The 21,396-nt window shown below is 46.3% G+C and carries 19 protein-coding genes and 1 pseudogene; 9 read left to right on the forward strand and 11 right to left on the reverse strand.

Annotation, left to right across the window (positions count from 1 at the left end):
• Nucleotides 1–165 precede the first annotated feature (165 nt).
• The 6 genes from KU855_RS01390 (at nucleotide 166) to KU855_RS01415 (ending at nucleotide 5,897) form a co-directional block, all read left to right on the forward strand.
• Nucleotides 166–1,410 (forward strand): lytic murein transglycosylase, encoded by a 1,245-nt coding sequence (locus KU855_RS01390; RefSeq protein ID WP_256260824.1) that lies wholly within the window; start codon nucleotides 166–168, stop codon nucleotides 1,408–1,410.
• Between the two features lie 33 nt (nucleotides 1,411–1,443).
• A complete protein-coding gene (locus KU855_RS01395; RefSeq protein ID WP_218528652.1) occupies nucleotides 1,444–1,926 on the forward strand; it encodes a peptidylprolyl isomerase in 483 nt (160 codons plus the stop codon).
• Nucleotides 1,927–2,052: 126 nt separating this feature from the next.
• Complete coding sequence (locus KU855_RS01400; RefSeq protein ID WP_218528557.1) at nucleotides 2,053–2,280, forward strand: DUF3389 family protein; 228 nt, start codon at nucleotides 2,053–2,055, stop codon at nucleotides 2,278–2,280.
• Nucleotides 2,281–2,377: 97 nt separating this feature from the next.
• Nucleotides 2,378–3,061 carry an alpha/beta hydrolase gene (locus tag KU855_RS01405; protein WP_256260825.1) on the forward strand — a complete coding sequence of 228 codons (684 nt, stop codon included), beginning with the start codon at nucleotides 2,378–2,380 and terminating at the stop codon, nucleotides 3,059–3,061.
• 483 nt (nucleotides 3,062–3,544) lie between these two features.
• Nucleotides 3,545–5,242 carry a bifunctional UDP-sugar hydrolase/5'-nucleotidase UshA gene (gene ushA, locus KU855_RS01410; RefSeq protein WP_218528558.1) on the forward strand — a complete coding sequence of 566 codons (1,698 nt, stop codon included), beginning with the start codon at nucleotides 3,545–3,547 and terminating at the stop codon, nucleotides 5,240–5,242.
• 205 nt (nucleotides 5,243–5,447) lie between these two features.
• Entirely contained in the window at nucleotides 5,448–5,897 is a 450-nt protein-coding gene (locus KU855_RS01415; RefSeq protein ID WP_218528559.1) for an Hsp20 family protein, read from the forward strand.
• 104 nt (nucleotides 5,898–6,001) lie between these two features.
• On the opposite strand, the gene ilvN is transcribed toward KU855_RS01415, so the two are convergent.
• The 3 genes from ilvN to KU855_RS01430 form a co-directional block, all read right to left on the reverse strand.
• Nucleotides 6,002–6,493, reverse strand: coding sequence for an acetolactate synthase small subunit (ilvN, locus tag KU855_RS01420; protein WP_218528560.1), 492 nt, complete (start codon nucleotides 6,491–6,493; stop codon nucleotides 6,002–6,004).
• Nucleotides 6,493–8,226 (reverse strand): acetolactate synthase 3 large subunit, encoded by a 1,734-nt coding sequence (locus KU855_RS01425; RefSeq protein WP_218528561.1) that lies wholly within the window; start codon nucleotides 8,224–8,226, stop codon nucleotides 6,493–6,495. The genes ilvN and KU855_RS01425 overlap by 1 nt, the downstream gene beginning before the upstream one ends.
• A gap of 330 nt (nucleotides 8,227–8,556) precedes the next feature.
• Nucleotides 8,557–9,849, reverse strand: a complete 1,293-nt coding sequence (locus KU855_RS01430; RefSeq protein WP_218528562.1) for an HAAAP family serine/threonine permease — start codon at nucleotides 9,847–9,849, stop codon at nucleotides 8,557–8,559.
• 741 nt (nucleotides 9,850–10,590) lie between these two features.
• On the opposite strand from KU855_RS01430, the gene KU855_RS01435 reads away from it, so the two are divergent.
• The gene (locus tag KU855_RS01435) at nucleotides 10,591–10,812 is read left to right on the forward strand and encodes a hypothetical protein (protein ID WP_218528563.1); all 222 of its coding nucleotides are present in this window, start codon (nucleotides 10,591–10,593) and stop codon (nucleotides 10,810–10,812) included.
• Here the strand turns inward: KU855_RS01435 and KU855_RS01440 are convergent.
• Nucleotides 10,805–11,977 (reverse strand): multidrug effflux MFS transporter, encoded by a 1,173-nt coding sequence (locus KU855_RS01440; RefSeq protein ID WP_256260826.1) that lies wholly within the window; start codon nucleotides 11,975–11,977, stop codon nucleotides 10,805–10,807. The two genes, KU855_RS01435 and KU855_RS01440, sit on opposite strands and share 8 nt — an antisense overlap.
• A 294-nt stretch (nucleotides 11,978–12,271) precedes the next feature.
• Here KU855_RS01440 and yegD point away from each other — a divergent pair, with 294 nt between their 5' ends.
• A complete protein-coding gene (yegD, locus tag KU855_RS01445; RefSeq protein WP_218528564.1) occupies nucleotides 12,272–13,639 on the forward strand; it encodes a molecular chaperone in 1,368 nt (455 codons plus the stop codon).
• A gap of 176 nt (nucleotides 13,640–13,815) precedes the next feature.
• On the opposite strand, the gene KU855_RS01450 is transcribed toward yegD, so the two are convergent.
• The 6 genes and pseudogenes from KU855_RS01450 to KU855_RS01475 all read right to left on the reverse strand — a co-directional run.
• Nucleotides 13,816–15,114 (reverse strand): anaerobic C4-dicarboxylate transporter, encoded by a 1,299-nt coding sequence (locus KU855_RS01450; protein WP_218528565.1) that lies wholly within the window; start codon nucleotides 15,112–15,114, stop codon nucleotides 13,816–13,818.
• A gap of 141 nt (nucleotides 15,115–15,255) precedes the next feature.
• Nucleotides 15,256–16,431, reverse strand: coding sequence for a cystathionine beta-lyase (locus tag KU855_RS01455; RefSeq protein ID WP_218528566.1), 1,176 nt, complete (start codon nucleotides 16,429–16,431; stop codon nucleotides 15,256–15,258).
• Between the two features lie 75 nt (nucleotides 16,432–16,506).
• Complete coding sequence (locus tag KU855_RS01460) at nucleotides 16,507–17,529, reverse strand: GGDEF domain-containing protein (protein ID WP_218528567.1); 1,023 nt, start codon at nucleotides 17,527–17,529, stop codon at nucleotides 16,507–16,509.
• 54 nt (nucleotides 17,530–17,583) lie between these two features.
• On the reverse strand, nucleotides 17,584–18,453 hold the full coding sequence (locus KU855_RS01465; RefSeq protein WP_256260827.1) for a hypothetical protein: 870 nt from the start codon (nucleotides 18,451–18,453) through the stop codon (nucleotides 17,584–17,586).
• A gap of 124 nt (nucleotides 18,454–18,577) precedes the next feature.
• Nucleotides 18,578–19,561 (reverse strand): RimK family alpha-L-glutamate ligase, encoded by a 984-nt coding sequence (locus tag KU855_RS01470; protein WP_218528568.1) that lies wholly within the window; start codon nucleotides 19,559–19,561, stop codon nucleotides 18,578–18,580.
• Between the two features lie 127 nt (nucleotides 19,562–19,688).
• A pseudogene (locus tag KU855_RS01475) lies at nucleotides 19,689–20,024 on the reverse strand (DUF413 domain-containing protein); the annotation flags it as partial.
• 118 nt (nucleotides 20,025–20,142) lie between these two features.
• Between KU855_RS01475 and KU855_RS01480 the strand changes: the two are divergent.
• On the forward strand, nucleotides 20,143–20,988 hold the full coding sequence (locus tag KU855_RS01480; RefSeq protein WP_218528570.1) for a LysR family transcriptional regulator: 846 nt from the start codon (nucleotides 20,143–20,145) through the stop codon (nucleotides 20,986–20,988).
• Here the strand turns inward: KU855_RS01480 and KU855_RS01485 are convergent.
• Nucleotides 20,985–21,359 (reverse strand): diacylglycerol kinase, encoded by a 375-nt coding sequence (locus KU855_RS01485; RefSeq protein WP_218528571.1) that lies wholly within the window; start codon nucleotides 21,357–21,359, stop codon nucleotides 20,985–20,987. The two genes, KU855_RS01480 and KU855_RS01485, sit on opposite strands and share 4 nt — an antisense overlap.
• Nucleotides 21,360–21,396 lie beyond the last annotated feature (37 nt).

Below are 21,396 nucleotides of genomic sequence, written 5' to 3' on the forward strand. Positions count from 1 at the left end.
AAAGATGAACTTGGGTCAGGATGTGGCTATGATTCATGTTCACTCAGATAGCAGCGCTAGAGCCTTATGTTGGCCACGACCTCTCGAGAGTGAGTTTATTTTATCAACACAGGCGACCCGTAGTGTAAGTGTGTTGTCAGTGATAACCAGCAAGGAGTGAGGGTATTGAAAACACGTATTTCTATCCTGTTACTGGCGAGCGCAGGAGTAGTGACAACTGCTTCTGCCGATAATTCTGCTCAACAGTCACAGCCGTCTTCACTTGAGCAAATCGTTGCCCAATCGCAAGCAGATTTTCCTCAATGTTTGTTTCGTCTACAAGAGCTCGCCCGCAGTGAAGGCCTTGATGAGGAGTTGATCCATCAAAGTTTGGCCACCAGTAAATTTGTGCCCAGAGTCATCGAACTGGATCGCGCCCAGCCAGAGTTTAGTCAAACTTTTGGCGATTACCTTAACAAACGGGTGACCACCAAGCGGATCGAGCAAGGCAGATTGTTATATAAAGAGCACCGTGCTTTATTGGATAAATTAGCGCAGCAGTACGGTATTCCTCCGCAATACCTGTTGGCATTTTGGGGGCTCGAAACTAATTTCGGTAGCTATAAAGGCAAGATGCCGGTTTTGGATTCTTTAGCCACCTTGGCTTGTGAGCCACGTCGAAGTAGCTATTTTACCCAAGAGTTAATGCAGGCGCTGCGCATTCAGCAGAAATTTGGCATTGATAACCGCCAAATGGTGGGATCATGGGCCGGGGCGATGGGACATACCCAGTTTATGCCGAGTGCATATTTACATTATGCTAAAGATGGTAACGGTGATGGCAACATCAATCTGTGGAATAGCTCTGATGATGCATTGACCTCCGCCGCTTACTTCTTACAGTCTTTAGGTTGGCAGCGAAATCAACGTTGGGGACGTGAAATTAAATTGCCTGATAACTTTGATTTTCAACTGTTAGGGGCTAAACAGCGCCAACCGTTATCGCAATGGGCCAGTTTAGGCGTCACTCAAGCTGATGGTACACCGCTAGCAAAGGTAGACATGGAGGCGGCCATCTATTTGCCGGCTGGTCATCAAGGGCCTGCGTTTATTGCTTATGATAATTTTGAGGTGATCCAAAAATGGAATCGTTCAATATTTTATGCCATTGCGGTGGGCCACTTAGCCGATAGGATCAATGGGGCAGGTCATTTAGTCACCCCAGCGCCCGAGCAAGCACGGTTAAGCCGTGCTCAGTTAACCCAGATGCAGCAGCAGTTGGCTAAATTAGGGTATGATGTAGGTAAACCTGATGGTGTTTTTGGGCGTAAGTCAAAAGCCGCGTTGCAGGCATTTCAGTTGAAACAAGGGCTAGTTGCCGATGGTTTTCCCCATCAAACTAGCTTAGATGCGTTGGGCATCGTTAATTAACCCGGGTAAACATCCCCCTTTTGAGACAAGATGATGATAGTAGCAGATGATAAAATCGTTCGTTTTTCGTATTCGATCAGTGATGAACAAGGCCAATTATTAGAGTCTAATCAAGGTGAGAAGGCCGTCGCTTACTTGCATGGCCATGACAATATGATGCCAGGTGTCGAAGCTATGCTGGAAGGTAAAGCTGCTGGAGAAACCGTAGAAGCTTTATTGCCGGCAGCGCAAACGTTCGGCGATCGCCAAGACGGTTTGGAACAACGGGTACCGGTAAAGCATTTGCAAGGCGCAACTAAGTGGCAAGCAGGCATGACAGCATTAGTTCATACCGAGCAAGGTCCGCGTCAAGTGACTGTGCTGAAAGTGGGTAAGTTTATGGCCAATGTTGATATGAACTATCCATTGTCTGGTAAGACCCTCAAATTTAACATCACCATTTTAGATGTACGTGATGCTAGCGATGAAGAAATTGCCCATGGTCATGCCCATGGTGATGGCGGCCATCAACACTAGGTTATACATTATGATAGGTACCAGTGAGTTGCCTTATCGTTAACTGGTACCTTAATGATTAAGCGCGATGTGCACGTTAAGTGTCGCATTGATTGTTGCCCGATGAGTGATAGATTGGAATCGACTATGATCCTTGATATTCCCTTAGGTAAATTGATTGTCACCGCCCAAGAAGTGCAAGTGAGACTCACTAGCACTGGGGTCATGTTGCAAAGTTTTTGTGATGATCTGATTATTTTACCTGGTCCTTTATTACTTGCAGATGCTGGCGCAGTGCGCTGGAGTTTACCCATCACTCAAGAAGTGGCTGATCTTATGGTTGATTTTATCGGCCCGCAATTACTTAAACGCTAATATATTGACGGCTTATTAGTGATTGTGCGACTGCTCTCACTGTCAGAAATAGGGTATGCTGTGGCGAGTTTTTGTATTAACAGTCAATAGGATGCCAATGATGGCTTATACCCAATTAACATCATCTTTATCTGGGCTGGTGGTTGAGCCCAAGCAAACTGCCAGTGCTTGTGTTATTTGGTTGCACGGTTTAGGCGATAGCGCCGATGGCTTTGCACCTATAGTCAATAGCTTACACTTGCCAGCAACCTCAAGCATTCGCTTTATTTTTCCTAACGCTCCCGAACAAGCAGTCACCATTAATGGCGGCTATATTATGCGTGCTTGGTACGATATTAAGAGCCTTGATTTACATGATAGAGCTGATATGCCAGGGGTTATGGCGTCGGAGCAATTGATCAACCAATTAATCGATGACCAAATTGCCAAGGGTATTCCCGCCAATAAAATTCTACTGGCCGGCTTTAGTCAAGGCGGGGTCGTGAGCTTATTTACCGGTTTACGTTGCCAACATACCTTGGCCGGTTTGATGGCATTATCTTGTTATCTGCCTGGCGGCGACCGTTTACCAGCGGCATTATCGGCCGAGAATCGTGCCACGCCCATTTTGTTTCAACATGGACAACAGGATGATGTGGTGATCCCCGCGGCAGCCGAAATGGCGCGAGATGCCTTGCTCGAGGGCGGCTATCCGCTCGATTTCTCTTTTTTCCCGGTGGCTCACGGCTTGAGTGCCGAACAGATCCTGCCAATTCGTCAATTTATCCTTAGCCGCTGTTAATTGTGCAATCGACCTCGGATGTTAGGGGGATCTCCACCTTTGACATCTGAGGTCGTTAGCAGCCATCTACCTAGTTGACACAAGGCTGACTCCTACTGCCTGAGCCCACATCAGGGGTTATCCCCAGTGCCGATAGCCCGAGTCTCCAAACAATATGCTCAACGCGCACAGGCTATCGACTCGCTGTTAGCTAACCGTCGAAACCAGGGCGATTTATCTGTTGTCGATGGCAGTCAGCCAGTCTGAGAGTGTCTGCGCCATGCACTTCATCAAGGCCGCTATGTTGGCGGCCCATCTCATACTTTCGTGCGATATTAGATTAAATTTACCACTTAAAGCTAATCACAAATCCGTCACATCGCTGTCATAGTGTTGCCTCAAAATCGCAGAGGTTGGGCGAGCAACGATGTTGTTTGATGACACAGATCCGATGATGTCGTTGGCACTGATAAAATCAATATAATGACTATCAAGGGTGATTTAATGGGGCATATATATCTAAAGTCGGCAGTCAGCATAGCGATGGTGTTCGCTTTATCTGCCTGTCATGGTGACAATAATGAGCAAACGCAATTAACGTGTGAACAATCGGACACTTGTATCCGCTTTACCGTGCTACATACCAATGATAACCATGGCCGTTTTTGGGAAAACTCCCGCGGAGAGTATGGTATGGCAGCGCGTAAAACCCTGATTGATAATATTCGGGCGGAGGTCGAAAGTGACGGCGGACAAGTATTGCTACTTTCTGGCGGTGACATCAACACAGGGATCCCTGAGTCTGATCTACAAGATGCCGTCCCTGATTTTATTGGCATGAACCTGATTGGTTATGATGCGATGGCAGTTGGCAATCATGAGTTTGATAACCCGTTATCAGTGCTCGATATGCAGGCAAGCTTAGCAGAGTTCCCCATGTTAGCGGCCAATATCTACCGCACTGATGGCAGTCGCTATTTTGAACCCTATAAAATATTCGATATCAATGGTGTTAAGGTTGCGGTGGTTGGCTTAACCACTGATGATACCGTAAAAATCGGTAATCCTGAGTTTATCAGTGAATTAACCTTTACTCAGCCTCAACAAGAAATGGCCTCGGTAGCTCAAGCACTGAGAGATAATCACCTGGCCGACATTATTTTTGCGACGACGCATATGGGACATTATGCGGATGCAAAAAGTGGCAGTAATGCTCCGGGCGATGTGGCAATGGCGCGCAGTTTACCCGGAGGAATGGTGCAAGCCATTTTTGGTGGCCACAGCCAAAACCCCGTGTGCATGGAGCCTGGGGGTGCCAATACCTATGCCGATTTTTCTCCTGGTGATGACTGTGTGCCTGATCAACAAAATGGCACCTGGATAATGCAGGCCCATGAATGGGGTAAATATGTGGGGCGAGCTGATTTTGAATTTGATAACAATACCTTAAATCTAGTGGGTTACCGGCTTATCCCCGTTAATCTTAAAGTGAAAAATGAAGCTGGCGATGATGTGTTGGTGGGGGAGGCCATTCCTGCCGATCAAACAGTCAAAAGAGTATTACAAGAATTTCAAAATAAGGGGCAAGCCCAGTTAGATGAGGTTATTGCTAGTTTAGATGGGCTATTAGTTGGCGATAGAGCCGTGGTTCGTCAACAGCAAACTAACTTGGGACGTTTGATTGCGTTAGCTCAGAGCACTGGCCCTGTGTCGGCAGATTTTGCGGTAATGAACTCAGGTGGCGTGCGGGCAGATATCGACGCCGGAGAGGTGACTTATCGGGATGTGCTCACTGTGCAACCGTTTGCTAATACCATCACGCTTAATCAAATGTCGGGCAGTGACGTGGCGCAATATCTCGCTCAGGTGGCGACAATTACCCGCGGCTCTGGCGGCTATGCACAAATTGCCGGTGTTAAGATGATCATTGATTGCAGTGATCAGTCGGTTGAGATTAGTGAGATTAATGGCAAAACTTTTAATGCCGCGGACAATTATCGCTTTACGGTGCCCAGTTTTAATGCCGCCGGTGGTGATGGTTATCCGGTACTTGCGAATGCCATTAACACTGGGTTTGTGGATGCTGATGTGCTCTATCAATTTTTTAAAGCGCAACAACACGTCGTGGCGGCCGATTATCTACCTATGGGTGAATTGGTGTACCAAGGGTCGAGTACTGGACTTGGTTGTGATGCTCAGTAAGTCAGTATGAGCTTAACGCCAGTGCGCTTGTGCTGGCGTTAAGGTAAGAATTTTTGATGATTAGACTTGAAATCGCAAAATCTGCCTAAATATAGAGTATGTGGACGCTCATGATGAGGCCCACAGTGGTGGCGACACCTATTGACGTCGGGGCAAACTAATTTGACCGACATTGACTTTCCATATTGCTTTCGAGGATATGATTATGCGTAACTATGATTTATCACCTTTATTCCGTTCTGCCATTGGTTTTGACCGTTTAGCGCGCATGGCTGAACATGCTGCAGCCAACAATGGCAATGCAGGCTATCCACCTTATAACATTGAGCTGCTGGGCGAAAATCGCTATTGCATTACCATGGCCGTTGCCGGTTTTGGGATGGCGGATTTAGACATTACCAGCGAAGGCGATAAGTTAGTGGTAAAAGGGACTCGCCAAGAGTCGACCACTGAGCGTCAGTATTTACATCAAGGCATCGCCGAGCGTAGTTTCGAGCGTACTTTTCAGCTCGCCGACCATGTCACTGTCACTAGCGCGCAGCTAGAGCATGGTTTACTCAATATCGAGCTAGTGCGTGAAATTCCTGAGGCCATGAAAGCCCGTAAGATTAGTATCAATAGCCAAGACGCGTTAGAGCAACACGCAGCCAACTAATCCCCTAAGGATGGCAAAAAGGGAAGCTTAAGCTTCCCTTTTTTAGGCCAGAACTAATGAGCATTGTGGCCAACTTGCCCGGTCTTTTAACCGCAATCTTGGCTTTATACCCGCATGGCTTTGTCACCTCGACATAAGCCAACCACTCCAGAGCGGGACACTTCAACCACTTTAGTACTCTCGCCTAACGTGCGAATGAACGCATCGAGCTTTTCACTGGTGCCAGCTATCTGGATGGTATACAGCCGTGCATTGACATCGACTATTTGAGCCCGAAAAATATCCGAGGTACGCTTAACCTCTTCCCGCTGCTCTGCTTGAGCTTTGACTTTCACCAATGCTAACTCTCGCTCAATATGATCCCCGCCAATACTAGACACCTTAAGCACATCGATGAGTTTATGCAGTTGCTTTTCAATTTGCTCGAGCACTGAGTCGTCGGCTTCAACGGTAATATTTAAGCGCGATAGCGTAGCGTCATCGGTGGGCGCTACACATAAGGTTTCGATGTTATAGCCCCGCTGAGAAAACAGCCCCACGACCCTTGATAGCGCACCCGGTTGGTTTTCTAATAAAATACTTATGATCCGTCGCATCAGCTTTTCTCCGTCTTACTTAACCACATTTCATTCATCGCACCACCACGAATTAACATGGGGTAGACGTGCTCGGTTTCATCAACGCTAATATCGACAAACACTAACTTGTCGGTTAATGACAACGCGCGGGTTAACGCAGCTTCTAATTCATCAGGATGACTGACGGTAATGCCCACATGGCCATAGGCTTCGGCAATTTTGGCAAAGTTAGGCACAGAGTCCATGTAAGAGTGAGAATGACGACCTGAATAAATCATGTCTTGCCATTGTTTTACCATGCCTAAAAAGCGGTTGTTGAGGTTAATGATTTTCACTGGGGTATCATATTGCAATGCCGTGGATAGCTCCTGAATATTCATTTGAATGGAGCCATCACCAGTCACACAAACCACGGTCTCATCCGGCAATGCCAGTTTGACCCCCATCGCGGCCGGCAGACCAAACCCCATGGTGCCAAGGCCACCGGAGTTTATCCAACGTCTGGGCTTATCGAATGGGTAATAGAGCGCCGCAAACATTTGATGTTGGCCAACATCGGAACTCACATAAGCCTCCCCCTTGGTTAATTTGTAAAGGGTTTCAATGACTTGCTGAGGCTTTATGCGCTTTGACGAGGTGTCGTAAGCCAAACTTTTGCGACTGCGCCATTGATTGATCTGCTGCCACCAATCTTGTAAGCGTTTTGGGGTTGAATTGGCCTCAAAGCTAGCATCGGCAGGGGAGTCTAATAGCTGCAGCATCTGGTCGAGCACTTGTTCAGCCGAGCCTACAATCGGAATATCAACCGCAATGGTTTTAGATATGGATGATGGATCGATATCTATGTGCAAAATTTTGGCGTTAGGGCAGTATTTTTCAACATTATTCGTGGTTCTATCATCAAAACGAACCCCGATCCCAAAAATAAGATCGCTATTGTGCATGGTCATATTGGCTTCATAACAACCGTGCATGCCAAGCATTCCGACGGCATTATCATGGGTGCCAGGAAAGGCGCCGAGCCCCATCAAGGTACTCACCACCGGAATATTTAGCTGTTCAGATAAGGCGGTAATTTGGGCGCCACAGTCAGAAATAATGGCGCCTCCCCCCACATACAGCACGGGTTGTTTGGCGGCTAACAAGGCTTGCAGACCACGCTTTATCTGGCCTTTATGGCCATGAGTCGTTGGATTGTAAGAGCGTAAGGCAATTGACTCGGGATAGTGATAGGCAAATTTAAGCTCAGGGTTTAAGCAGTCTTTGGGTAAATCGACCACTACCGGACCCGGACGTCCGGAGGCCGCAATATAAAAGGCTTTCTTGATAGTTTCTGGAATATCTTTGGGATCTTTGACTAAAAAACTGTGCTTAACCACCGGCCGCGAGATCCCAATCATGTCGCATTCTTGAAAGGCATCATTACCAATGAGGTGACTCGGAACTTGGCCTGATAACACCACCAAAGGAATTGAGTCCATATACGCGGTGGCAATACCGGTAATGGCATTGGTGGCCCCAGGACCACTCGTCACCAGCACCACCCCAACTTTACCTGTGGCACGGGCATAGCCGTCAGCCATGTGCACTGCGGCTTGCTCATGACGCACTAAAATATGCTCAACGGATGAGGCTTCATGCAGGGCATCATATATATCAAGGACAGAACCGCCGGGGTAGCCGAAAATGTGTTTCACACCTTCGTCAATCAGAGAGCGCACGATCATTGCGGCGCCGGAAAGCATTTCCATGTCAGACTCCTAAGTTACCGTATGGGTGAGCAGTAGCTTAAATAGGTGAGGGTATTCACACTATTTGAGGAATTTCCTGGCCGGGAAATTCCCCTAAGTCAAAGGGACCCTACTTTGACTATGCCAATTGCCCAGTTGACTGGGCAAGATTTGAGCATATCAATCAGTGGTGAGAATTCAAGCGCTATTTGTGAATATTTGGTTAGTAACAATTTTTTTCATCTTGCTATCGGTGGTGATGAAAACCCAGGCATAAAAAAACAGGTTGTCTAAGACAACCTGTTGTTGAGGTTTACGCCAATGGATGTCGGTGCGATTGGCTCAAGACGATTAGCCAAGTAATGAATATACAATGGCTGAAATGGCGATAATTCCAATGAACGTCACGAAAATATTGCTGATCTTACCGCTATATTGACGCATAGCAGGAACCTTATGAATGGCATACATAGGCATAAGGAACAAGATACAGGCGATAACCGGCCCACCTAAGGTTTCAATAATTCCTAAAATCGATGGATTCAAGGTCGCCACTAACCAAGTGGTCACCAGCATAAAGATAGCGGTTAAGGTATTGAGCTTGTCTGGGGCAATGTGCTTTCCACGTTGACGTAACGATTTAACCACGATGCCATTAAATCCTTCTCGAGCACCGAGATAGTGACCTAAGAAAGACTTAGTAATGGCTACAAATGCGATTACTGGCGCTAAATACGCAATGACCGGGGTATTAAAGTGGTTGGCGAGATACGACAGAATCGAGATATTCTGTGCTTTCGCTTCAGCCAAATCAGCAGGTGATAAACTTAATACACAGCTGAATACAAAAAACATCACAGTCAACACCATCATGATGTGAGCATAAGCCAAAATCTTTGATGTTTTTTTATCGGCGACTTGGTCCCCATATTCTTGACGCTTGGCGACAGCAAAGGCCGAAATAATCGGTGAGTGGTTAAATGAGAACACCATCACAGGGATAGCTAACCATAGGGTCATCCAGATCCCTGGGCCAGCGTTATTACTCACATGAATGGTATCAAAAAATGCACCTTGCCAATTGGGGATCAAGTACAGCGACAAGAGCATTAACACCCCAACAAATGGGTATACCAGAATACTCATGACTTTAACGATTAAATGTTCGCCAAATTTAACAATCGCCATTAAGCCAACAATCAATATTAATGACAATAGTGCTCGTGGCGGCGCGGTCAGGTGCAGCTGGTGGGTGATAAAACTCTCTACAGTATTGGTAATCGCGACGCTATAGACCAACAAAATGGGATAAATAGCAAAGAAGTACAACAAGGTAATGATTTTACCCGCACCCACACCAAAGTGTTCTTCTACCACTTCGGTAATGTCGCCATTGGGGTTTTTGCCTGATAACACGAAACGCGTTAAACCTCGATGCGCATAAAAGGTCATCGGGAATGCCAGCAACATCATAATGATCAGCGGTATGATCCCACCGACACCGGCATTGATGGGTAGAAATAAGACCCCAGCACCAACCGCAGTGCCGTATAAGCCGAGCATCCACATGGTGTCAGATTTTTGCCATTTATTGGCCGCTGCAGGACTCATGACGTTGTCGGTCGTGTTTTGCGTTGAATCCATTAATGTTCTCCAAAAGTCGATAACTGACTTGGTTAATATCGTTTATTTGTTCAAAACTATTGATTATTAGAATGACTGGTGGCGAGTAACTAGCGGAAAGACGATTCTATATTCTGCTGTTGCCGCGATAACATTGTGATGACAACCATCATTTGCTTATTAAAATAATCACAAGTCATGTTCTACTGGGTATTACATCATTATTATTTAGAAAATCCAGTTAAAACGATATTTAACTCTGACTTTTGCTATGTTGCCGACAGTTAATTCTGTTGGCTAATGTTAGCTTGGGTGTTAATTGTAATAATTGCTTTATATACAATGACTTATCTATTATATTTTGAATTACTCAGCGCACATCAAAAGATTCATGTAACAATTGATATGGCGGCTAGAATGGGTAATTAACAATTGGCGCTGGCAGGTGTATGAATATATTTAAAAATATATTTTGGTGTTATTATTTGGTTAAATTTGGCTGGTGTAGACTTGTAGCGCTTAAGTTTCAACAAGGTACATTTTTGAGTTAGATTAATAGCGAATTAGCTAACGATAGATAACGACTGTTAGTAAGTTGGCTTCAGGTTGAATACTTTGGATAAGTGTTTGCTAAAGTTTAATTGCGGCAAATAAATACAATTAAGTAACAAAGGCAGTGGCAAGGTGATGAACACCATGATTGCTTCTCTCCGTGGGCCGGCCTAGGTATAATGTGCTCGTTCCCATTTGTAGAGATGTTTCATGGATTTTAGCAGCAAGAATAAAATGCATGCTGCGAGCTTTAGTGCTCAGCAGCGCTTAATTAAGTCAGTATTTGCTGGCAAAACTGTGTTGTGTCAGCAGTGCCAGCAACCGCTGCAGCTATTGGCTCCGCCTAAACATGCATCTCACAATAATAGTGACGCTGTTTATGGTATTCGTTGTCAACGGGCGTGTACTGACATTGAACTGGATTTTATTTGAGCGGTTTGCGACCACAGTACAATATGCAATTGCTAAGAACCACCAAGAGACTAACACAGAGCAAGAGCGGGAATGGCCAGAGTTGATTTGGCGCCATGGCTAACAGAGGACCTGCTAATGATCCGCCACCAAATTTTAATGTGCCCATTACGGCGGTGGCTGTGCCACTGTCTTGGTTAAATCGCATCAATACCATCGAGTCGGCATTCACCGACATCATGCCAATACACAGCATCAGTGGAGGTACCAGCAGCATAAGACTGGATGTCATCGACCATAAGCTTGCCGCAATCATCAATAAGGTAATGATAAAACCGGTGCTGGCGGCAATCGTCAAGATCCGTAAAGAGCCAAATTTGCCGACAATTCGACTATTAATGACATTGGCGAGCATTAAGGCACCGACATTGACGGCAAATAGCACCGCAAAATGGTCGGCAGAGATCCCAATGATCGACATATACATTATGGGCGCGGCAGTTAAGTAAGTGAAAAAGGCGAAGGATGACAGCATGGAATTGGCAATTAAGCCAAGTATACCTGGGGTGCTAAATACGCGCCGATACCGCCCAAGATAACTAATGGACTCCTGCGGGCTATTGGACATTGGAGGCAATGTCAGTACCCAAGTTAGACTGAGGAGTACCATGGCATAGAGAGTTAACAAGGCAAAAATCGCGGGCCAATGCGAGATTTTCAGTAACCCGGCACCAATCGCAGGGGCGACTAACGGCGCAATCATCATGATTAAGCTGACATATGACATGCCTTTAGCCGTATGTTGACCATAGATTTGGCGGATGTAACCTGGGACCACCACGGTCGCGCCCGCGCCAAAAAAGGCCTGCATGAAACGTAACGCTAAAAAATGATTAATGTCAGAACATACGCTAATTAACAAACTGGCGATTAAAAAACCACCAAGACCCAGTCGCAGAATATATTTCCGTCCCCATTTATCCGCCAGTGGGCCTAACAGCAGCATGCCTACGGCATAGCCTGCGAGATAGAGGCTCATGGTTTGCTGAACGAGGGCGGTCGAGGTTGATAAACTCGAGGCAATGCTTGGCATAGCCGGCAAATACATGTCGATAGCCAACGGACTGATCGCAATAATCGCCGCGAGAAAAAATAGCAATCCGAGTTTGATGCCGGGTGTGTTCAAAGTGTGCTCTCTTACTGCGCCGATGGCGTGTGGCAATAGTGGCAAAAGATGAGAGATTATACCTAATCAGTCGCAAGATGCAGAATGCTGATTCTTGGCCACCTCAATCACCAAAGGCTGACAGTGACAACCAGTGGCGCGAGTTAAGCTAGCACGCCAAAACATCACTATGGCGAGCAAGATAAAGTGAGCTCAAGCTCGGCTATTTATACTCATGGCGACCTCTTGTGGAATTTAGCTGGCTTGTGCTAGTCTCTTGGCTTTTTTATCGAACCCCAAGAAGCGGAGCGCATCATGAAGGTTGGTTTTGATTATGGCAGCGCAAATTGCGCTGTCGGGGTGATGATAGCGGATGAGGTTAGCCTAATCGAGTTAATGGCGGGCAGTCCTTACCTCAGCTCAACCTTATATGCTTGGGATAAAGATTTGATTGCGCTAGCCGTATATCAAGGCTTACCCAGTTGTGAGCAGCGTGACTATGCCGGTGCAAGAAGTGCCGAGTTATCCCGAGCGCGGCGAGTATTAATCGATTTGGATTTACGTGCTGAAGATACCCTCATATTTTTTGGTCAGGATGCTATCGACCAATACCTAGAGTGTCCTGAAGAAGGGTTTTATGTGCGTTCACCTAAATCGTTTTTAGGTGCCAGTGGCTTACGGGCTGATCAGATAGCGCTGTTTGAAGATATCGTGACATTGATGATGCGCAATATCTTACAGCGTATCTATACGCAAACGGGCACTGATAGCGCCACAGATATTAAAGCGGTGATCGGTCGTCCCGTTAATTTTCAAGGGCGGGGTGGCGATGAGAGTAACCAACAAGCGCAAGCCATTTTAACCACGGCTGCCTTGAGAGCCGGTTTCTGTGACGTCGCCTTTTTGTTCGAACCTTTAGCCGCGGGCATGGATTTTGAAGCAAAACTAACTGCTGAACGCACCGTATTAGTGGTGGATATTGGTGGTGGTACGACCGACTGCTCAGTGGTTAAGATGGGGCCGGAGCGCCGGCAGATCATTGATAGAGAACACGACTTTTTAGCACACACCGGCCAGCGAGTTGGGGGGAATGATGTCGATATCGCGTTAGCCATGCATTCGTTTACTCCCCTGTTAGGACGTGGCAGCTTTTTGGCCTCTGGTAAGCCATTACCTAATAATGTGTTTTGGAATGCGGTTGCCGTCAATGATGTCAGTGCTCAGCGCGACTTTATGTCATTAAGTTGCCGTAAAATGATCGAAGATTTGAAAAAAGAAGCCCTCGAGCCGAGCTCACTGGAGTTGCTATTAAAGGTACAGAAATATCAATTGGGTTATCAGTTGGTACGTAGTGCCGAGCAAGTCAAGATTGGTTTATCTGAGCGTGATTGTCAGCCCGTGGGCTTGGATTATTTGGCAGCGGATGTGACGAAAGATGTCACCCGAGACGATTTTTGTGCGGCGACGCTGGATACCTTAGACAAGATCCAGCAGTTAATGATGGAGGCCATTGTTAAAGCTAACTGTCAGCCCGAGGTCATTTATGTCACCGGTGGGACCGCACGTAGCCCAATGATATTTGAGCGCATTAGCCATTGCTTCCCGCACAGTGACATTGTGGTGGGGGATCATTTTGGCTCAGTCACAGCTGGCTTGACTCGTTATGCGCAGCAAGCGTTTTAAAAAAACGCATTGAGTTGAGCGCAGTCGTATTGCTAACCGACAAAAATAAACCCCACATGGCTGAACCTCGTGGGGTTTTTACTTTCTGTAGTTTGAGGATAGCTATCCTCATTTATCTTTCAAGGCACTGCCAACTTAATGACTGCGCAGGACAGTCTGCCTGCCAGCATTAGGGCTTAGAGAATCAGATGGCCCAGCATAAATCCAAAGGCGACTGAAAGACTGATAGCCAAGAGTCCCGGGATCATAAATGGGTGATTAAAGACGGCTTTGCCAATCCGTGTTGTTCCGGTGTCATCCATTTCAACTGCGGCTAATAAGGTCGGGTAGGTCGGTAGCACAAACAGGGCAGAGACCGCCGCAAACGATGCGATGGCGGTAATTGGATTCACGCCTAAGGCTAACGCTGCCGGCATTAATGCTTTGGTGGTTGCCGCTTGAGAGTACAATAACATTGCCGCAAAAAATAAGGCTAAGGCCAGCATCCATGGATATTGATTGAGGAACTGACTCGCTGAGGCCTGAATATGCGCGAGATTCGCTTCGACAAAGGTGGCGCCGAGCCAAGCCACACCCATCACACAAATGCAGGCACACATGCCAGATTTAAAGGTGGCGGCGCTGCTTATTTTATCGGCATCAATTTTACAAACCCAAGTGATCAATAGCGCCGCTGTTAGCATAATGGCAATGATTGCGTGATCACGACTGAGCACGGGATCCGCAATCAGCCCGACCGCCGGTGACAGGGCCGTGGCATAAATCATGATAAGCGCGATGGCGCCACAAAAAATGAATAGTGACTGCCGAGCATAAGGCTGGTCGCAATTGTTTTCAGTTTGACGCTGAGCCACTTCACCAAGACGCAGACGTTCAAGGTAGACAGGATCATCCTTTAATTCGCAGCCTAAAAATTGGGTGACTAAGGCGGTGAGTATCACGGCCGATAGGGTCGAGCAGAAACAGATAAAGATAACCGTTAAATAGCCGACACCTTGTGGCTCTAACAGGCTGGAAAAATACACCATTGCTGCGGAAACCGGCGATGCCGTAATGGCGATTTGTGATGCAATCACCGAAATGGAGAGTGGTCTTGACGGGCGGATCCCTTGCTCTTTAGCGACTTGAGCGATCACCGGTAGGGTCGAAAATGCGGTATGACCTGTGCCGGCTAACAAGGTCATAAAATATGTGACCAAAGGCGCCAACAAGGAAATGTGGGTGGGGTGACGTCTTAATAGTCTTTCGGCGTGATTGACTAAATAATCCATGCCGCCAGCCACTTGCATGGCAGCAATCGCCGATATTACGGCCATGATAATTAAGATCACGTCCCATGGAATATGGCCGGGTTCAACCCCGATAGCAGCTAACGCTAATACCCCCAAACCGCCAGCAAAGCCAATGGCTACACCACCAATTCTCGCACCCATAAAAATTGCTAGCAGAACAATGCCAAGTTCAAGCCATATCATAGCGGATCCAAATAACGAAATAAGCGCTTATTTTAGCGTAATTGAATATGGACTGGGGCGATAGTTAGCTCTAAATGAGGCGTATCACGCGAATTGCAAGCAGGATCACATTCGCACGATTGGCAATGTGATCACAGTAGTTTATGGCTGGGCTAAATGGAAACGTTCGAAGGCGCGTGCGAGATCGTCAATGAGGTCGGCAGGATCTTCTAAGCCAATATGTAATCGTAGTAACGGCAATGAGGCGTCCCAATGGGTCACACTGCGGATTTTTTCAATGCCAGAGATCCATAAGATCAAACTTTCAAAACCGCCCCAAGAGAACCCGAGTTTGAAATGTGTCATGTTGTCAATAAAAGCACTTAGGGCCTGTGGCGTTGCGGGCTTTAGTACCATCGAAAATAAGCCGTTGGCGCCACTAAAATCGCGGGCAAAAAATTCATGCCCTGGGCAAGTGGCAAATGCTGGGTGTCGAATATGATCGACCTCGGGTCGTTGCTCAAGCCAGCGGGCGACTTGTAAGGCATTATTGGCTTGCTGTGCCAGTCGCACCCCTAGAGTGCGCAGGCCTCGTGTCGCAAGATAAGCATCATCGGCGGAAACACATTGGCCAAGTAAATAACTATTGTGCTGTAATTGCCGCCAATACTTGGCGTTGGCGGTCGCGCATCCCATCATGACATCGGAGTGACCGACGATATATTTGGTGGCGGCTTGAATGGAAATATCCACCCCCATGGCAAAAGGGCGGCTATTGATGGGTGAGGCCCAAGTATTATCGAGTAGGGTGATGCAACCGTGTTGATGAGCAATATCACATATGGTGGGGACATCTTGGATTTCCATGGTAATCGACCCTGGGGACTCCAGAAACACCACTTTGGTATTGGGTTGGATAAGGGCGGCGATGTCAGCGCCGATGAGCGGATCATAGTAAGTGGTTGTGATCCCAAACCCAGTCAGCAGTTGCTCGCACAAATCACGGGTGGGTTCGTAGACGCTATCGACCATGAGCAGGTGATCGCCTGCACGTAAAAACGATAATAACGTGCCACTGATGGCCGCTGTGCCAGAGGGAAATAAGGCCGTGCCAGCCCCGCCTTCGAGTTCGGCAATCGCCGTTTGCAGGGCAAAATGGGTGGTGGTTCCGCGGCGGCCATAAAACATCTGACCATCACACTTACCCTTGCTGGCTTGATGCATGGCGGCCAAATCATCGAAAATAATGCTCGAGGCGCGAAAAACTGGCGGGTTTACTACCCCTTGGCTAAATTGCTTGTCACGACCCAGACTGACAATTTGAGTATTTTTTTTCATAGACTTCTATGATGATAGATTTGTTAACACTGTACCACTTGGTATGATCTTTCTACTAGCAATCAACCCCAATCCTCAGGTAATGGGCATTACCCGATTACGCCCGAGATGTTTTGCTTGATAGAGTTGGCGGTCGGCCTCTTCAATTACGGCTTCAATTTTTAGTTTCGTTTGCCATTGACTCACACCGAAAGAGGCGGTGATTGCATCGACCTTAGCGCCTTTACGCCGATCTTTAATCACTAACTTCTCAAGTGAACGCCGCATGGTTTCTGCCTGATGTCGTGCTAGCGCCAAGTTGGATTTAGCAACAATAATAATAAATTCTTCGCCACCAAAACGGTACACTTTGGCGCCATCACGACACTGCTCTTGTAAACGCTTGCCGACGGACTTTAATACGGCATCACCTAATTGATGGCCAAAGGTGTCGTTGAATTGTTTAAAGTGATCGATATCTGCCATGATGATACATAGCCCTTCGGGCGACTGTTCGAATAACCCTTTGATATCCATATCAAAAGCGCGCCGATTTAAGCAGCCGGTTAAGGCATCATGCAACATATCGGCTTCACTTTGCGCAAGCTTGGCCCTTAATTCAGAGATTTCCGATTGGGCCTTGGTAAGTTGCTTGGTAAAGTAGCCAGTATTTTGGCGAATGCTATCAGACTCACTGACCAGCGACTTCACTAAAGAAAGCACTTGTTCAAGTGACATACCTTCTTGTTCAATCATATTTAATTTAGTGAATTGATTGTCTATTTGATTTTGGAACTTGACGGCATCCTTGTTGGTATCTTGTAGTGAAGCCAATAACTCAATACTCATGGCTTCAAGATTTTGGCGCATAGAGCGCACATCCAGCTCCACGGGATCGGCAACGTATTGACGATAGAGCAATTCACCGGTTACCGACGGACAGGTTTGGTAATCCGCGATGACTTGATCAAGCTCACGGTTCAGTTCGGGTTGCTGCTCTGCAACGTAGGCATACCATAACGCATAGTTGGTTGGTGTGGTTGGAATTTGATGTTTCATCATTAAAGGCACGGCTTTCCGGAGGTGATTGGCCGCCGTTTGTAATAATGCATCTGACATACGCTATCCTTGCTGAAATTTATGTTTCGCTGTCGCGAGCCGGCCTGAACAAAATTAGAATTTATAACTCACTGATATCATAGGACCAATAAACTGGTAGTGGATAGCATAATCAGCGATTTTAATGTCGGTTTTTCCGAGATTTTGACCAATGTCGGCGCTGACTTTGTAGTAGTTATAGCCTAAGTTTATCTGCCAATCTTCGTTAATATCTGAACTCACTGCCAACAATACATCATAAAGTGAACCTTGAAGATCATCAAACTTGATATAAAAGTATTGAGCGTGGGCTTTAAAGGTCCAACCGGGATAAAACTCATAATCACCGTAAACCCCAACATCGGGTAAGGGGGCGGTGATATTTTCATCAAGATAGCGTGGAATGGTTTGAATGTTACATTGGCCGCCAGTCGTGCGATTGAGGCAAGCACCAATTTGGCCTTGTAAGCCAGTCTTGATCATCATGGTGTGCAGGCCGACAGACACCCCTAGATCGTAATGATCACTTTGCAAAATAGAGTAACTATAGCCAAGGCGCAGGATATCAATATTGAGCTCAGTTTCTAGTTTAACGCCAGCTTGTACGGTATAGATATTATCGTTTAATGATAATTCAAATGGGGTCGTGATGGCTTCATTGGTGGCAGAGCGGTGCAGCCTTTCCCACTCAATAAACAGCTGATGACGTTCGTTGAAATGATACTCGAGCTCAATGAAGGGCAAAAATTGATTTTTCGCGAGCTTTAAATCAGATTCTAAGTCGAGGGTAAAAGGATTATTGGTAAGCGGGCTAGTAACTTGTAAATCAGTATCAGAACGGGCATAAAAACCGCCAAAATTCAATTGCCAGTCATCTTCAGCGTGTGAATCAAGTGCCATTAAAAACAATAGTCCAGCGACTATTTGCCAAATTTTCCCTGTCATTATGACATCATCCATGTAAGTCAATTAAATTAGCGCGATATTGGATAAGTGTAACAGAAGATGATGAAAGGTGAGAAATTTGTGATTAAAATGGCCCGAGGATCGGGCCATATCATTGGCTGGTTTATTCAGCCGTGTGAATATGCTTCTTTTTCAACTTCAACGGTGGCTCAACATGGGTTGGGCTACTTGGCTCGTTTTTGTTGAACATGCCTAAACGGATGCGGATAAAGTGCATAATTTGAGTGGCAATATCAACATCGAGACAGGACTCAAGCCCTTCAAAACCTGGCGATGAGTTTGCTTCACAAATTTTGTAATGACCATTGTCGAACAACAAGTCAATCCCAGCGACATCGAGATCTAAGATATTTGCTGTTTGAGTGGCTAACCATTCAATTTCAGGCGTCACTTCAAACGGGCTAGCAGACCCGCCGGCACTCACATTGGCCTTGAAGCTATCTTCTTGTCCACGACGTTCATAGCAACCAACGACTCGGCCACCAATGGTGAACACGCGTAAATCGCGACCATGGCTGTTAGCGATAAATTGCTGCAAAATAATGTTAGCGTTTTTGTTTGTCGCCTCTATTAATTGCATTAAATCATCAAACTCACGGGCCTTATGGGATAAAAACACACCGCTGCCTTGTGAGCCAGAGAGGGTTTTGATCACCACAGGGAAACCTAAATGACGTTCAACTAAGTCGATATCGACCGGGAACTTCACTAACATGGTTTTCGGTGTTGGCAAATTCTTCTCGGCTAACAGTTGCTGAGAGAATAATTTATCCTTCACCGTTTCGATCGCTGTTGAAGAGTTTAAGCAGTAAACACCTAAACGCTCTAGGTGGCGAATGATCGCCAACGCAAAATATGTTGTACCTGATCCCATCCGCGGAATAATGAAATCGGGCAACTCAACTGGTTGCCCGTTCAACAAGATACTCTTGTTGTCTTCCCTGGTGACCGTCAGGTCGAATTCTTCTGGGGCAAAAACTTCTAACTGAATATTATCGGCTTTTGCTGCCTCGAGGAGACGGTTGATCTCATATAATTCAGGTTTCAGCAGCGTCGCAGTTTCTTTGTATAAAATCCAACCACGCATTATTCGCAAACCTTCATTTTCATTGTTAATCCTCACGCTCTCTGAATTAGAGAGCTACTGGGTCATACTGGAACTCAGAGTTACACTGCTGAGTGTGGTGCCATGTATCCCCCAGTGATGGAGGTTACAATACGGCGTAAAAGGGTTTTCCCTGTGCAAGTTTACAATACTTAGACCAAATGCGCTCATATAAACTTGTGGGAAGGGCATTTCCTTGCGCTACATCAACAAAATTTTGCTCTTCTTCATTGCATGGCAGACGTTTACCTTGGGCTAACTCTGCCATGGCATGGCCAAAAGCAACCAATATCTCAGCTTCTTTCTGAGTGAAATCACCGCAACGGTGAAACCCTTTTGGGAAATGGATATCATCGAAAAATCGTTTGTGGCTCGCAAAACTAATGTTCTCAGGTGTTTGAGAGTATTGAATAATTTGCGGTTGCTGAGAAGATTGACTTGGCATCGTGTTTTCCTTAACCGTATTCCAATATAATTATCAACAAAGATTTTCAAGCGCAGTATTGGCGAGTATTATTGTTTTTGAAATCAAAATATTTTGGCGCTATCGGTGAAGAATTTTTATGGATACAGATTTATTAAAGACTTTCTTGGAAGTTTCAAGAACGCGACACTTTGGAAAAGCAGCCGATAACCTCTATCTGACCCGAAGTGCCGTGAGTTTTCGGGTCAAGCAACTAGAAAGTTTATTGGGGGTCGCCTTGTTTGAGCGGCAGAGAAATAACATTCACCCGACCTATGCCGGTGAGAGAATGTTAGTTCATGCTGAAGCGGTGCTCACCGCTTGGGAACGAGCCAAACAAGATGTGTCCTTAAGTGAACAACACAGTATTCAGCTTGCCATAGGTACTGGGCCAAATATTTGGGAGACGTTCTTAAAGCGTCGTATGCAACGTCTCTACCAAGGTGTTGAAGGGGTGGCATTGCGAACCGATGAAAAGCCTAACGCGGTTGTGGCAAGGCAGCTGTTAGATAAAACGCTCGATATTAGCATTACCTTAGATCCACCGCAGCTCGATGAGCTAGAGCAAGTGGCGATAGGTCAGTTAAGTCTAGTGCTGGTGAGCTCGCAAGCTGAGACTGATGTGGAGTCCATGGCTAATTTAGCTTATGTGAAAGTCGATTGGGGCACGGCATTTAATAGTTGGCATGCGCAGCACTATAGTTTTTTGCCGGTGCCAATGCTACAGACAAGCTCTGCTGATATGGCGCTCAATTACCTGTTGGCGCAAACCAGTATGGCATTTTTACCCTTGGATTTAGTCGAGCCATATCTTGCGGCGGGACAATTGCATGTAGTCCGTGGGGCGAGTGGCTTACAGCGGAATGTCTACCTAACCTATTGGCCGCAATCATCCAAAAGTAATGAAATCTCTGCCGCCATAGATTTACTATCGAGCGTGAGTTAGCGAGTGAAATAGTCAATCAGTACCAAAGCCCAAGTGGTGCCGCATAAGGCTAAACTCATAAACACGGCGGCCGATGCAATATCTTTGGCGCGACCACTGAGAGGGTGGATCTCATCACTAATGCGATCCACAACGGCCTCAATTGCTGAATTTAATAATTCGGTGATCAACACGATAAATACGCTTGCCACTAGCGCTAACTTGGCGATTAATTCAACCGGTAACAGTAGGGCAATAGGCAGCATAATACAGGCCAATACGGCCTCTTGACGAAACGCGGCCTCATGTTGCCAAGCTGCTTTTAATCCCTGCCATGAAAATCCGGTGGCTCTGATAACACGTTTTATTCCATGGTTATTTATTGGTTTCATTAGTAACTTTAACCCGTTGGATCCTAAAGGTGCGAAT

Origin of the sequence: Shewanella sp. NIFS-20-20, from assembly GCF_019209865.1 — a bacterium.
Classification (GTDB): Bacteria; Pseudomonadota; Gammaproteobacteria; order Enterobacterales; family Shewanellaceae; genus Shewanella.